Annotated in this window: 15 protein-coding genes; 9 read left to right on the plus strand and 6 right to left on the minus strand. The window is 46.6% G+C overall.

All coding sequences use genetic code 11. The annotated features are described in order from the left end of the window. Window positions 1-24: 24 nt before the first annotated feature. The 3 genes from M3079_RS06455 to M3079_RS06465 form a co-directional block, all read right to left on the minus strand. The gene (locus M3079_RS06455) at window positions 25-663 is read right to left on the minus strand and encodes a hypothetical protein (RefSeq protein ID WP_249078090.1); all 639 of its coding nucleotides are present in this window, start codon (window positions 661-663) and stop codon (window positions 25-27) included. A 167-nt stretch (window positions 664-830) separates the two neighbouring features. After that, window positions 831-1,154 carry an SMR family transporter gene (locus M3079_RS06460; RefSeq protein ID WP_249078092.1) on the minus strand — a complete coding sequence of 108 codons (324 nt, stop codon included), beginning with the start codon at window positions 1,152-1,154 and terminating at the stop codon, window positions 831-833. Between the two features lie 2 nt (window positions 1,155-1,156). Next, complete coding sequence (locus tag M3079_RS06465; RefSeq protein WP_249078094.1) at window positions 1,157-1,492, minus strand: multidrug efflux SMR transporter; 336 nt, start codon at window positions 1,490-1,492, stop codon at window positions 1,157-1,159. Between the two features lie 92 nt (window positions 1,493-1,584). Between M3079_RS06465 and M3079_RS06470 the strand changes: the two genes are divergently transcribed. The 3 genes from M3079_RS06470 to M3079_RS06480 all read left to right on the plus strand — a co-directional run bounded on the left by M3079_RS06470 (window position 1,585) and on the right by M3079_RS06480 (window position 4,674). Further along, a complete protein-coding gene (locus M3079_RS06470; protein ID WP_249078219.1) occupies window positions 1,585-2,418 on the plus strand; it encodes a MerR family transcriptional regulator in 834 nt (277 codons plus the stop codon). Further along, the gene (locus M3079_RS06475; RefSeq protein ID WP_249078096.1) at window positions 2,396-3,988 is read left to right on the plus strand and encodes an HAD family hydrolase; all 1,593 of its coding nucleotides are present in this window, start codon (window positions 2,396-2,398) and stop codon (window positions 3,986-3,988) included. The genes M3079_RS06470 and M3079_RS06475 overlap by 23 nt, the downstream gene beginning before the upstream one ends. Window positions 3,989-4,221: 233 nt before the next feature. Further along, window positions 4,222-4,674 carry an Hsp20/alpha crystallin family protein gene (locus M3079_RS06480; protein ID WP_249078098.1) on the plus strand — a complete coding sequence of 151 codons (453 nt, stop codon included), beginning with the start codon at window positions 4,222-4,224 and terminating at the stop codon, window positions 4,672-4,674. 116 nt (window positions 4,675-4,790) lie between these two features. Here the strand turns inward: M3079_RS06480 and M3079_RS06485 are convergent, their stop codons facing one another. Both M3079_RS06485 and M3079_RS06490 read right to left on the minus strand, forming a co-directional pair. Further along, entirely contained in the window at window positions 4,791-5,549 is a 759-nt protein-coding gene (locus M3079_RS06485; protein ID WP_249078100.1) for a TPM domain-containing protein, read from the minus strand. A gap of 21 nt (window positions 5,550-5,570) precedes the next feature. Continuing rightward, window positions 5,571-6,125, minus strand: coding sequence for a LemA family protein (locus M3079_RS06490; RefSeq protein ID WP_021715714.1), 555 nt, complete (start codon window positions 6,123-6,125; stop codon window positions 5,571-5,573). 274 nt (window positions 6,126-6,399) lie between these two features. On the opposite strand from M3079_RS06490, the gene M3079_RS06495 reads away from it, so the two are divergent. The 5 genes from M3079_RS06495 to M3079_RS06515 all read left to right on the plus strand — a co-directional run bounded on the left by M3079_RS06495 (window position 6,400) and on the right by M3079_RS06515 (window position 11,277). After that, on the plus strand, window positions 6,400-7,662 hold the full coding sequence (locus M3079_RS06495; protein ID WP_349293356.1) for an ABC transporter substrate-binding protein: 1,263 nt from the start codon (window positions 6,400-6,402) through the stop codon (window positions 7,660-7,662). 70 nt (window positions 7,663-7,732) lie between these two features. Next, on the plus strand, window positions 7,733-8,611 hold the full coding sequence (locus M3079_RS06500; RefSeq protein ID WP_249078104.1) for a sugar ABC transporter permease: 879 nt from the start codon (window positions 7,733-7,735) through the stop codon (window positions 8,609-8,611). After that, entirely contained in the window at window positions 8,601-9,425 is an 825-nt protein-coding gene (locus M3079_RS06505; protein ID WP_249078106.1) for a carbohydrate ABC transporter permease, read from the plus strand. The genes M3079_RS06500 and M3079_RS06505 overlap by 11 nt, the downstream gene beginning before the upstream one ends. Then, entirely contained in the window at window positions 9,425-10,510 is a 1,086-nt protein-coding gene (locus tag M3079_RS06510; protein WP_249078108.1) for an ABC transporter ATP-binding protein, read from the plus strand. The genes M3079_RS06505 and M3079_RS06510 overlap by 1 nt, the downstream gene beginning before the upstream one ends. Then, the gene (locus M3079_RS06515) at window positions 10,507-11,277 is read left to right on the plus strand and encodes a sugar phosphate isomerase/epimerase (protein ID WP_249078110.1); all 771 of its coding nucleotides are present in this window, start codon (window positions 10,507-10,509) and stop codon (window positions 11,275-11,277) included. The genes M3079_RS06510 and M3079_RS06515 overlap by 4 nt, the downstream gene beginning before the upstream one ends. A 107-nt stretch (window positions 11,278-11,384) precedes the next feature. Here M3079_RS06515 and M3079_RS06520 read toward each other — a convergent pair whose 3' ends face one another. After that, window positions 11,385-12,053 (minus strand): hypothetical protein, encoded by a 669-nt coding sequence (locus tag M3079_RS06520; RefSeq protein ID WP_249078112.1) that lies wholly within the window; start codon window positions 12,051-12,053, stop codon window positions 11,385-11,387. Between M3079_RS06520 and M3079_RS06525 the strand changes: the two genes are divergently transcribed. Further along, on the plus strand, window positions 12,034-12,321 hold the full coding sequence (locus M3079_RS06525) for a winged helix-turn-helix transcriptional regulator (RefSeq protein ID WP_044896734.1): 288 nt from the start codon (window positions 12,034-12,036) through the stop codon (window positions 12,319-12,321). The two genes, M3079_RS06520 and M3079_RS06525, sit on opposite strands and share 20 nt — an antisense overlap. The last annotated feature ends 104 nt before the right edge of the window (window positions 12,322-12,425 follow it).

A 12,425-nucleotide genomic window follows, 5' to 3' on the forward strand; every position in this document is an offset into this window, starting at 1 on the left:
TAATAATTTATTTACAACTTTATATCAAGGTCTTAGTTTTTCCATTTCCAAACGTACCTGGTACATCTGGTCTTCGGTAATGCCAAGCTGCGTGGCAACGGCGTCCCAATCAGTTGCGGGCGGGTTGTGCATTTCAACAATCTGCGCTGGGGTGCTGCTGCAATATTTAGCCATCAGCACTGCGTGGGCAACGTCGCCCATGCCAAAGTTCTGTTCAAACAGCGGCAGGCTTACGGCGGTGTCAACGCCAAGCACGGTGCTTAAATATTCGGCATCGTTTTTATCGTGCGCGGCTTTAATGTCGTTAGGGGTCAGCCCCAGCATATATTCAACGCGCGGCCATCTGTTGTATTCGGTTTTCAAATCAAGTACGGCGCCCATGTCCTTGCCGGTGGCATAGCTTAAAAAGGCGGCGTGGCGCAGTTCTTTAAAGCCCCAGCCCTGGTTGTAAAATTTTTTCACGGTGCTTTCGGCTACGCCAAAGCGCGCGCTGATGGAATCAATTTCGTTATCAATGCGTACCTGATGCGGCACAAGCCCTTCGCGTGCAGCAGGGCGCGGCGGCAGCGGTTTTGCTTCGGCGGTGCTGCTTAAAATATCGGTAGTAAAAGGTGCAGCAACAAGGCCAAAGGCGAGTGCGAGAGTTAATAAGGATTTTTTCATACGTTACCACCCTTTCGTAATCAATAATAATTCTATATTACTCATTGTATCATAGTTTTATGCGTTTTGCATTAAGTAAGTTTAAAATTTTATATGAAAATTATAAAAAAAGCCCCCAAAGCTTAAACTTTGAGGGCAACTGCTCTGGCAGAGCAGAGAGGGGGTTGTTATACCATTTTTAAAAGCACGATGCCGCTGATCATGGTGGCAATGCCTGCAAAACCGAGCGGTTTAATCCGCAGGCCGAAAAAGGCTTTATCCACGCAAGTGGTTAATAGTATGCCCAGTGCGCCCCAGACGGCGTAAGCTATGCTTAAGTCCAGCGTTACCAGCGCTTGTGCCATAAGCAAAAAGGCAACGCCGATAAGGGCAAGCGAAGCAAACCCGTATTTTTTGTTGTGGAAACCATTTGATTTTTTAAGAAAAATATTAGCGATAACGTCAGTTGCAACAGCAAGCAATAAGTATATAATGCCGGTTGTATAAGCCATTTTTATTCACTCCCAGTGCGGGCTGTGCCGTTTTTAACCATTGTCAGCCCTATTAGTATAATTGCAAAAGCAAAAAGCTTTTGCGGCGGCATTGCTTCGTTAAAAATAATCCAGGCAATAAAGGCGGTGCCCATAAGGCCAATGCCTTCCCAAACTGCGTAGGCAACGCTGATGGGTATTTTTTTTACTGCCTTGCTGAGGCAGAAGTACGAAAAGCCCATTAATAAAAGCATTACCGGATAACCGATAAGCCATTCGTGCATAACGGAAAACTTCATAAAAGTTGTGCCTGTAACTTCCAGTGCAATGGCCGCAAACAGCATATAAACATGTTTCATGATAATTCACCCTTTCACTTGCAGCAAAGTAATTTTGCCGCTATAATAATAGTAAAGTATGGTGCAGCACCATAGTCAAGGGGGTTTTAAAAATTTCGCAGAGGCTTTTAAAAACGGGCGAATTTGCCGCCTTTTGCAATACAACCAAAGATACTTTATTCCATTATGATGATATTGGGCTTTTAAAACCGGTAAAAACAGCGGCGAACGGTTACCGCTATTATTCGCTGAACCAGATTTATATGTTTGACCTTATAACTACTTTAAAAGAAGTGGGGCTTTCGCTGGAAGAAATAAAAAATTACATGGATGAGCGCGATGCCGATGCCTTTATGGAGCTTTTAAAAGAGCAGGACAAGCTGCTGAAGCAGAAAATTGAGGTGCTGACGCGCCGCCGCCGCCTTTTGCGCAATACATTAAAAATGACAAAAGAAGCGTTTGATGTGCAGGAAAATACCATAAGCATTGAAGACGCCGGAGAAGAATATTTTATAATTAGCGACAGACCAAAAAATAACAGTGAAAAAGAATTATTTGCTGTTGTTTCGCGTTTATGGGATTACTGTACAAAGCATAATGCGTATGATGATTTTGTTACTGGGGAGATAATTCCTTACGAAAATATTGTAAACGGCAGTTTTGCTACGGGATGGTTCTCCTCGCGGGTTGATAAAAAAGCAAAAAGCCGCTATTTGCACGTTAAACCGGCAGGATGCTATGCCGTTAAATATATACGTTCATCATACTATGCCTTGCAGGAGGAATACCGCAAGTTTTGCTGCGAGCTGCATGAACTTGGCTATGAACCAAACGGCAGTATTTATCAGAATGATATAACCAATTATTTATCGGAGCGTTATGCCGATGATTATTTAATGAAAATAGAGGTAAGTGTTAAACGGCATGATGAAAATGGCTGCAAATAAAAATTTAACCAAAAAAGAACTTTATATTTGCCTTTTGCTGACGCTGGCCTTATGCGTTTTGGCTGCCGTGCCGCTTTTTGTAACGCTTACGGACTGGCGTTATAAGGCAGCCTTGGCGGCGGTGCAGTTTGTTTTGCTGCTGCCGCTTGTTTATTATTCGCAGCTTGTTTTGCAAAGCGGCAGAAAAACTTTGTTCGGCGGCGTACCGGCAATGGAAGGGCTGGTATTTGTTTGCTGCGTGATTGGAATAATCAGCAGTGTAATTGTAAGCGTAAATGCGGTACATGGATTTATCAGTGCCGCAGCGGCAGGTTTTGCACCGCTTGCCGTTTTACTGTTTACTGTTTTGGTAAATTGTTATTTTAAGCAAAACCGTTTAATTTTTAGTGACGCGGAGCCTGATGACAGCATTACAGCCGATAAAACAGCGGCGTTTGTCCTGCCAGCAGTATTTGCCCTTGCACTTGCAGCGGCGTTAAGCTGGTGGTTTTACGGGCTTGGCGCGGCTGCTTCGTGGCAGGTTTTAAGCAGCGTGCTTATGGCAGCCGGGGCAGGTGCGTTTATGCTGGGTAATACTCTGCCGTATTATTTTGCCTTGCAGAATGCGCAAAACAAAAATTATTCGTTTGAAAACAAAAAAACATTAAATAACAGCCGCAAAATAAGCATGGCAGTTTTTGATGAAAGTTTTGCCGGTGGCAGCGGAGTGGAAATAACAGATATTATTACGGCAGCTGTCAGTGAAGCGCAGCTTTTGGCGTTGGCGGCATCCGTTGCGGAAACTGCCGGGCATCCGCTGCGCAAAGTATTGAAAAATGCGGCAGCTGGGCTTAACCTGCCTGTATGCAGCGGCGTTGTAATGCTGCGGGGCGGCATTGCGGCTCAGTGCAGCCGTAAAAATATCCGCATGGGCACATTGGCGTTTGTGCGTACTGTGGCGGATGTTCCTGCTGCTTTTGCCAAATATGAAGCAGAGCTGCAAAAACAGGGCAAAACTGCCTATTATTTAACCTGCGGCAGAAACTTGCAGGGGATTATAGCGGTTGGAGAGAAAGTCAATACCAATCTTGCCCCGGCGTTGCAGAGCCTGCAAAAACTCGGCGTGCGCACGGTTATGTTCAGCAGCGGCACTAAGCACAGGGCAGAATACATCGGCAGTAAGGCTGGTTTTGATAAAACCGTGGCGGAACTTAGTGCGGAACACCAGAAAGAACTTGCCGAAACCTTTTGCAGAACCGGGGAATTTGTTGCCGTAATTAAGCGTTGCGATGACGGCACAGCCTTGCGGGCAGATATTTACAGCCCCGGTGCCGTTAAAGAAGGCAGCGTTGTTTTTAATGATGGCAATGCGGAAAACCTGGCAGAGGCGATAAAGCTGAGTAGAAGGCTGCAAAAAATGTGCAGGCAAAATGAAAAAGCTGCTCTTTGGGCAGCCGTGTTATGGGCTTTTGGCGCTGCCTGCGGATGGCTGCTGTTGTTTAAAACAGCACTGCCGGGCGTTGTGCTTGCGGCCATGCTTGTAATACAGGCAGCTGCTATATGGCTAAACAGCCGGAGGCTGCAAAAATGAATAGTAAGAAACTGCTGTAAAGAAATTTACGGCAGTTTTTTAATTATAAATAAAAAAAGATAAAAAATTTTTTAAAATTTTAGCACTCATCTATTGACGGTGCTAACAACAAGTGGTATATTATATTCAGAACGAAGGAAGGCCCCGATAAGGGGCGGAACCCTTAAGTTCAGAAGCGACAGCCTTTAAAGCTGCTGATATAAATTGCAAGTTTTGAAAGGAAGTCTTTTATTATGATGTTACCTACCATTTTTGGAGAAAACTTATTTGATGATTTTATGGACGATGCTTTTGAAAGAAACTTCTTCGGCGGCAGAAACCCGTTGTATGGCAAACACAGCAAAAACCTTATGAAAACTGATGTTAAAGAAACCGAAACAGGTTATGAACTTGATATTGACCTGCCGGGCTTTAAAAAAGATGAAATCAGCGCTCATCTGGAAGACGGTTATCTTACCGTTTCGGCTGCTAAAGGCGTTGATAAAGACGAAAAAGATAACAAAGGCCGTTATATCCGCCGTGAACGTTACAGCGGCAGCATGACAAGAAGCTTCTATGTTGGTAACGCCGTTACCGAAGAAGATATTAAAGCTAAATACGAAGACGGTATTTTGAGCCTGAGCATTCCTAAAAAAGACCCGAAAGCCGTTGAAGCTAAAAAGTATATCGCCATTGAAGGCAAATAAGTTGATAGCTTAAATTAAAAGCTGCGGCACGATTTGTGCCGCAGCTTTTTTGCTGTTTAAACTAAAAACGCACCATGTTTTTACATGGTGCGTTTACTTTTTACTTATTTATTTACTTACCATCTTCTGGAGGAGCCGCCGCCACCGCCGCTGCCGCCTCCAAAACCTCCTCCGCCGCCGAAGCCGCCGCCTCCTCCGCGCCGGAAGATTGATAGAATCAGCATTTGGGTAATAAAGCCGCCCAAAAATACGTTATCTATTACGAGAAGCAGCACTATGCCGATGCCGATTGCAAGTTCTGCCCACAGCGGCAGGCTGTCATTCTGCTTCGGTGTCGGTGGGGTATAGCTTACTCCCTCCAGCTTAACATTGTATTCTTTGGCAACTGTCGCTGCAGTTGCGGCATAGCCGTTAACAATGCCTTTATCGTACTGTCCCTGTTTAAAGTAGGGCAGCATGGTATCGTCCTGCAAGCGTCCGGTAAGCCCGTCAGGCAGTGCGCCTTCCAGTCCGTACCCAACTTCAATACGGCTTTGCCTGTCCTGTGTGGCAACAACTATCAGCACGCCGTTATTTTTATCACGGCTGCCGATGCCCCAGCCGCGCAGCACTTTAAGCGCATAGCTTTCAATGGGCTCGCCGTCAAGCGTAGGCACAGTCAGCACGGCAACCTGTGCCGTTGTTTTGCTGTCAAGCTCACGGCCGATAGAATAAATTATTTTTTCGGAAGCCGGTGAAATAACATCAGCGTAGTCCTGCACATATATATTGCTGCCTGCCTGCGGTTTAGGCGGTATTTCCGCTGCTTCCAGCCCTGCTGCGGCATAAAGGGTTTGTGCCAGTACCAGAAGCAGAAGTAAAAAATGCTTAATCATGGTTTAAATCCTTAACGCATTTTAAAATTGTACCTGCGGCACTGCTTTGGCGCTTTCGGGCACTTCAAAGTAATCGCGCTGGCTGAAGCCCAAAATGCCTGCATACAATACGGTTGGGAACTGTTTGATGCTGGCGTTGAATTCCTGCACGGCGTTGTTGTAATCCTGGCGGGATACGGCAATGCGGTTTTCGGTGCCTGCCAGTTCATCCTGCAGCTGCGTAAAGTTGGCATTGGCCTTAAGCTGCGGATAGTTTTCGGCTACCATTAACAGGCGGCTCAGTGCGCCGGAAAGTTCGCCGTCAGCCTGGCTTGCTTCCTGCACGGTTTTGGCTCCGCCAAGTTTGGCGCGCGCGTCGGCAACAGCTTTAAACACATCGCTTTCGTGTGCAGCATAACCTTTAACGGTATTAACAAGGTTGGGGATTAAATCGTTGCGGCGCTGCAGCTGGTTTTCAATCTGCGACCATTTGCCGTTGATGTTTTCATTCATGCCTACAAGGTTGTTGTAACCGCTCATTACAAGCCCGAAAATAACGAGCAGTGCGGCGATAACAATCATTAAGTTTTTATTCATTGTGTAAGTTAACCTCCTTAATTATATTAACTATATTTTAACGAAAACTCTGTGCCGGTGTCAACTTTATCATAGCGGCGGAGTGTGAATTTATTGTGTAGAAAATTTTACATAATTAACAATTTCTTAATGAAATTTAAAGTTTTTTAACCAATACTTAACCTGATGAACACATTGCATTTTAAATTTTAATGTTAAAATGAAGAAAATCAAAATCACGGAGGTTCTAATAATGAGTTTAAAGAAAAAAATTGCCGGTGTTCTGCTGGCAACCATGTGTACCGCATTCTTTGCCGGCTGCGGCGGCGATAACAAATCTGCCGACAGTACCAGCGGCAAAAAAGTACAAATTGAATATTGGCATGTAGCGTCTGAAAGCTTCGGCGGCCAGACCGTTAAAGAACTTGTAAAAGATTTTAACGAAAAACATCCCGATATTGAAGTAGTTGAAAAATACAACCCTGATATGTATAAAGGTCTTACCCAAAACCTGCAGGCAGCCATTGCTTCCGGCAAAAATCCGGACGTAGTGCAGATGGGCTGGTCCTACCTTAACTATGCTGCCGAAAACCTGAAATACCAGGACATCAACCAATCCTTTGAAAGCGCCAAAGACCCGAACTTCTTAAAAGACAACTTCCTGCCTAACGTACTGGCGCTGGCGCAGACCGACGACGGCAAACAGATTGGCGTGCCGTACTCCATCAGTGTGCCGGTGCTGTACTACAACCCGGAAATTTTTAAAGCAGCAGGGCTTGACCCCGCTAACCCGCCCAAAACCTGGGACGAAGTTAAAGCGGCTGCGAAACAGATTAAAGACAACACCGGCAACATGGGCTTCTTTATGCAGGAATATGCCGATAACTGGACTCAGCAGGCTATCATCGAATCCAACGGCGGCAGCATGCTGAAGAAAGAAAACGGCAAAACCTTGGCAGGCTTCGATACCCCGGAAGCTGCCGAAGCATATCAGCTGCTGGCTGACATGGTACAGGAAGGCACCGGCCTGCATGCTACCAACGAAGAAGGCTTCCAGGCTTATCTCAGCGGCAAGCTCGGCATGGTTTGCACAACTATCGGCAAACGCGCCAACTTTGAAAAGAGCGCTAAGTTTGAAGTAATGGCTGCTCCGTTCCCGAAATTTGAAGGCAAAGAGCTGAAAGTTCCGGCAGGCGGCAACTTCTTGATGATTTTCAGCAACGACGATGCTAAAAAAGCAGCAGCCGTTGAATTCATTAAATATCTGGAATCTCCGGAAGCACTGCTGAAATGGAGTACCGGCACCGGTTACCTGCCGCCGCGTAAAGGCGTAGAAAACGACCCCAACGGCTTCAAGAAACTGGTTGACACCAACAAAAACGTGCAGGTTGCACTTTCCTTAATGCCTAACCTTGTACCTTGGGCAAGCTTCCCCGGCGCTAACGGCTTACAGGCTGAACAGCTTCTCATCGACGCCCGCGACATTATCCTGAGCGGCAAAGAAAGCGCTGCACAGGCTCTGCACGAAACCGCAGAAAAAATTAACAGCCTGATGTAATAAGGGCTGATGAACTTTCAGGCTGCTGCTTGCTGCGGCAGCCTGATTTTTAACTAAAGGAGAAATTAAGATGGAAAAGAATAAATGGCACGCGTTTTTGTTTCTGCTGCCAAGCATCTTCTTTTTTGTAGTATTTTCATACTGGCCGCTGCTGCAAAACCTGTATTTAAGCTTTTTCAGCTGGAATATGGTCAGCCCAAACATGACGTTTGTCGGTATCGAAAACTACACCGCCGTGCTGGGCAGCGAGGAGCTTATCAAAATACTTGCCAACACTGTTGTGTTTGTAGCCATCATGCTGGTGCTGAATTTTGTGCTGCCATACCTGTTTTCGTTTGTGCTGGGGCACTTAATTGAACGCGGCAAGGGCTTTTACCGTTCAACCCTTTTCATGCCGGCAACGCTTTCACTGGCAGTTGCCAGTATTTTGTTCCTGTGGATTTACAACCCGCTGGCTGGCCCGTTAAGCATTGTGCTTTCGTGGTTCGACTTGGAATCGCCGCGATGGTTTAAGGAAAACTGGCTGGTAATTTTTGCTATCTGCACCATCATCGGCTGGAAGGTTTTCGGTTACAACCTGATTGTAATGCTGGCCGCCATGCTGGCAGTGCCGAAAGAAATGATTGAAGCAGCCAAACTTGAAAACGCCAGCAACTGGCAGATTTTTAAACAGATTATCGTGCCGATGACGTCTTCCACCGCTATTTACGTATTTACAATAACTGTGGTGTTCGGCTTGCAGTATGTGCTGGTGCCGGTAAACATGCTTACGCAGGGCGGGCCGGACCAGGGCAGCTCCAACCTTGTGTACATCATTTACCAGTATGCGTTTGTATTCTTCCAGACCGGCAAATCCGCAGCCTTTGCCATAATTACGATGATTTGCTATATCGCGTTCCTGCTGTTTAGGACCAAATATTTAGAGAAGAAGGTATATTATGAAAACTGATAAAAAAGAATTAATGTGGCATATCCCGCTTTTAATTGCAGTTTTTATTCAGCTGTGGCCGATAGTTTTTATGATATCCACTTCTTTAAAGGATATGGACCAGATTTTCCAGGCTACGCTGAACCCGCTGCCGTTTCCTCCTACTTTTGACAATTACACAACGGTGCTGGAGGACTTCCCACTTTTAACCTACATCTACAACACCTTCATCATCGCCGCGGGCACAACCGCGATGAAGGTTATAACAAGCGTCCTGGCGGCGTTTGCCTTTATCTACTACGATTTTAAATACAAAGAAACGATTTTTAACAGCATGCTGCTGACGTTCTTCATCCCAGTAACGGTGCTGATTATGCCTAACTACCTGCTGATGAGCAAGCTGAACCTGTTAAACCACCCGCTGGGTGTAATGCTGCCCGCTTTCGCGGATGGCATGGGCATTTTCCTGATGCGCCAGACGATGCGCGGCATACCGAAGGCGCTGCTGGAGGCGGCCATCCTTGACGGCGCCAAGCCGTTTGTCATCCTGCGCCGCGTTATTCTGCCGCTGATTAAACCTTCCGTTATCGCGGTGGCGATTCTGTTCTTCATCAACTCGTGGAACGAATACTTCTGGCCGCTTTTGGTTTTGCAGGACAAAGATATGTACACCCTGCCGCTGGCTTTGCAGATGTTTATCAGCGCCGAGGGCGGCAGCGAATGGGGCATTGCTATGGCGGTTGCCGTGCTGACAAGCCTGCCGCCGTTGATTCTGTACGTGTTCTGCCAGAAGTTCATCCTTAATACATTTATGCAATCGGGGGTTAAAGGTTAATGAATAGCATAGTTTTTAAAGACGTCTGCAAATCCTACGGCGACGCTAAAATCGTTAAATCGTTAAATCTTGAAATTAATGAAGGCGAAAGGCTTATCCTGCTCGGGCCTTCCGGCTGCGGCAAAAGTACAACCCTGCGCATGATTGCGGGTTTGGAAGAAATTACCAGCGGCGAGCTGATTATGGGCGGCAGGGTTATTAATGACGTGCCTCCCGGAGAGCGCAACGTGGCGATGGTTTTCCAGAGCTACGCGCTGTTCCCGCATCTTTCCGTTTGGGATAATATTGCCTTCGGCCTGAAAATCCAGAAATTAGGCGAGGACGAAATTAAAAGACGTACCATGGAAGCGCTGAAAATTCTGAACTTGCAGGGCTATGAAAACCGCAAGCCGAAAGACCTTTCCGGCGGCCAGAAGCAGCGTGTTGCTTTGTGCAGGGCGCTGGTAAAACAATCGCCTTACTTCCTTCTGGACGAACCTCTTTCCAACCTTGACGCGCAGCTGCGCCAGCAGGCAAGGACTGAGCTTGTCCGTATCCACGAAATTTACAAACCGACCATGATTTACGTAACGCATGACCAGATTGAAGCTATGACCGTTGCCAACCGCATCGTCGTTATGCGCGATGGTATTTTGCAGCAGGCAGCTACGCCGGACGTTATTTACCACCATCCGGCCAACACCTTCGTTGCAGGCTTCATCGGCTCGCCCGCGATGAACATCATCAGCGGCTATTACAGCAGCGGCAAGCTGAAAATCGGCGACGTGGTAAGCGATGTGCCCGAATTGTGGCAGAAACTGCTGGAAGGCCATACTGATGTGCTTATCGGCATCAGGCCGGAGCATTTAAAGCCTGCGGCTGACGGCAAAATTAAGGGCTGCGTAAGCTACCAGGAAAACACCGGTAACCAGCGTACCGTGACCGTTAATGTCAATGGCGAAACGGTGTTTGTAACGCTGCCGGGCACTGGCGCGGAAATTAGTGGCAACATCGGCCTTGATTTTAACTGGGACGAGGTAAGCCTGTTTAACGCAGAAACCAAAGAAAATATCGGTTATGTACAAAAGGGTGAGATTGTAAGATGAAATTTTCGGTAAGCGATTTGCCTTTCGGCAGCTTTAGCAAAGCCTTTTTAAAGGACTTGCCGATGCAGTATGATATTGAAATTTTTTATGAGTTCGGCACCGACCATTACTGGGATTATGTGCTGAAGGATTTGAAGGAAAAGGACGGCATGACCCGCCGCTTCAGCATCCACGGGCCGTGCGTGGCGGTAAACCTTGCCGACCCGAATGATACGGCATATCTGGAAGTGTACGAAAAAACTTTTGCCTATGCTGCCAAAATTAATGCGGCTTTTGTTGTTGTACACAGCAACGAAGCATGGCATTTTGCCGGAGAAAAACTGGCCGTTCAGGAGCTTGTGTGCAGCCGCATTGAAAAACTGCTGCAGCTGGCAGGCAAATACGGCGTAACTGTTGCTTTGGAAAACGTGGGCCTGCGTACAACCGGCACGCTCTTGTTTGAATATGAGGAATATCTTGGCTTGTTTAAACGCTTTCCCAATGCTGCTGCACTGCTTGATACAGGGCATGCGCATGTTAACGGCTGGAAATTAAGCGATGTTCTGCGCGATTTGAATAAAAAATTAGTTGGCGTACATATTCACGATAATGACGGTACGGCAGACGCTCATTTGCCGGTTGGCTGCGGCAATATAGACTGGAACGATTACTTTGCAGCGCTTAAGGAATACGCGCCGCAGGCCGTGCAGGTATGCGAATATGCTGCTATTAACCAGTATGCCATGGTAACGGAAAGTTTGGCAAAACTGGAAAAAGCAGTGAAATAAATAAACTTGTAATATTTGGTAAAGCCTTACACAGTTAAGTAATAAGACTTAAAAAACAGCGGACAGGATTAACCTGCCCGCTTGTTTTGCGTTAATACCGTTTTTAGTCATTTATACAAAAAGCCTGCTGTCATATCAAGGTAGTTTTCGCCGTCATAATCAGGGAAGGCAGCTTTCATATTTGCTTTAAATTCATCGGCGGTTTTGCTCTGCTGCATAATTTCTTTGGTTTTGTTAAGGTAGGCAATTTTTTCGGCAACGGCATCCTGCCCTTCCGGCCCGCCGTGCGAGGTTAAAATCATTTCGTAGCCTGCTGCCTGATATTCCTTTAACATTTGCAGAAAGGCTTCAATATGTGCCGCACTGGTTAAAATGGAGTGGGTTGTTTTGCCAAGCATGTGTGTGTAAATAACGTTCAGCGAAGGAATTGCCAGGTCGTAGCTTTCGCCACGGTCAATAACTTCAAAATCTACACCGGCAAGTTGTACTTTGCCGCTTACGGTATCGGTAATTGCCGCCGTATCGTCTCCGCCGTGAAAATCAGCCCCGAAAGCTGCAAACAGGCCTTGCGTGGTTGCACCGGTGCTGCCGGAAACAATGAATTTTTGCGCGCCTTCCGTGCCGTAAACGTTCATGCCTTTAATATAGCTTGCTCCTGCAGGATGGCAGACGATAAAGATATCGTTCATGGGTTTGCCGAGCGATTCAACATAATCTTTCCAGGCATCAAGCCCGGCCTGCCCGGTAGCTACCACGGTGGCTTTAATTGGCAGCAAATGGAAGCTTTTGATTATGCGCAACCTGCAAATGCGTACCTGGCGTTTTAACGAACTTAAAAAAGATTTGGAGGGAATCAGCCAGAAGGTACTTACCGACAGCCTGCGCTCAATGGAAAAGGACGGCATTGTTGTGCGCACGGTTTATGCGGAAGTGCCTCCGCGCGTGGAATATTCTCTGAGCGAGCTGGGCAAATCCATGCATCCCATTATAGACGCTATGGCGGATTGGGGCAGGGCCTATCAGCAAATGGTTAACAAACAGTAAAACTGTGCTATATAAATAAAACCCGCACGGCAAAAAAAGCAGTGCGGGTTTTGCATAATAAAAGCGGTATGGCGTTTGCCATACCGCTTTAAGTTTTTGTTAAT

It is taken from the genome of Phascolarctobacterium sp. ET69, assembly GCF_023336935.1.
GTDB lineage: Bacteria > Bacillota > Negativicutes > Acidaminococcales > Acidaminococcaceae > Fusicatenibacter_A > Fusicatenibacter_A intestinipullorum.

Bases quoted from the DNA above. Each gene is read 5' to 3' on its own strand.
- M3079_RS06455 (WP_249078090.1), bottom strand. From the start codon at position 663: ATGAAAAAATCCTTATTAACTCTCGCACTCGCCTTTGGCCTTGTTGCT.
- M3079_RS06460 (WP_249078092.1), bottom strand. From the start codon at position 1,154: ATGGCTTATACAACCGGCATTATATACTTATTGCTTGCTGTTGCAACT.
- M3079_RS06465 (WP_249078094.1), bottom strand. From the start codon at position 1,492: ATGAAACATGTTTATATGCTGTTTGCGGCCATTGCACTGGAAGTTACA.
- M3079_RS06475 (WP_249078096.1), top strand. From the start codon at position 2,396: ATGATGAAAATGGCTGCAAATAAAAATTTAACCAAAAAAGAACTTTAT.
- M3079_RS06480 (WP_249078098.1), top strand. From the start codon at position 4,222: ATGATGTTACCTACCATTTTTGGAGAAAACTTATTTGATGATTTTATG.
- M3079_RS06485 (WP_249078100.1), bottom strand. From the start codon at position 5,549: ATGATTAAGCATTTTTTACTTCTGCTTCTGGTACTGGCACAAACCCTT.
- M3079_RS06490 (WP_021715714.1), bottom strand. From the start codon at position 6,125: ATGAATAAAAACTTAATGATTGTTATCGCCGCACTGCTCGTTATTTTC.
- M3079_RS06495 (WP_349293356.1), top strand. From the start codon at position 6,400: ATGTGTACCGCATTCTTTGCCGGCTGCGGCGGCGATAACAAATCTGCC.
- M3079_RS06500 (WP_249078104.1), top strand. From the start codon at position 7,733: ATGGAAAAGAATAAATGGCACGCGTTTTTGTTTCTGCTGCCAAGCATC.
- M3079_RS06505 (WP_249078106.1), top strand. From the start codon at position 8,601: ATGAAAACTGATAAAAAAGAATTAATGTGGCATATCCCGCTTTTAATT.
- M3079_RS06510 (WP_249078108.1), top strand. From the start codon at position 9,425: ATGAATAGCATAGTTTTTAAAGACGTCTGCAAATCCTACGGCGACGCT.
- M3079_RS06515 (WP_249078110.1), top strand. From the start codon at position 10,507: ATGAAATTTTCGGTAAGCGATTTGCCTTTCGGCAGCTTTAGCAAAGCC.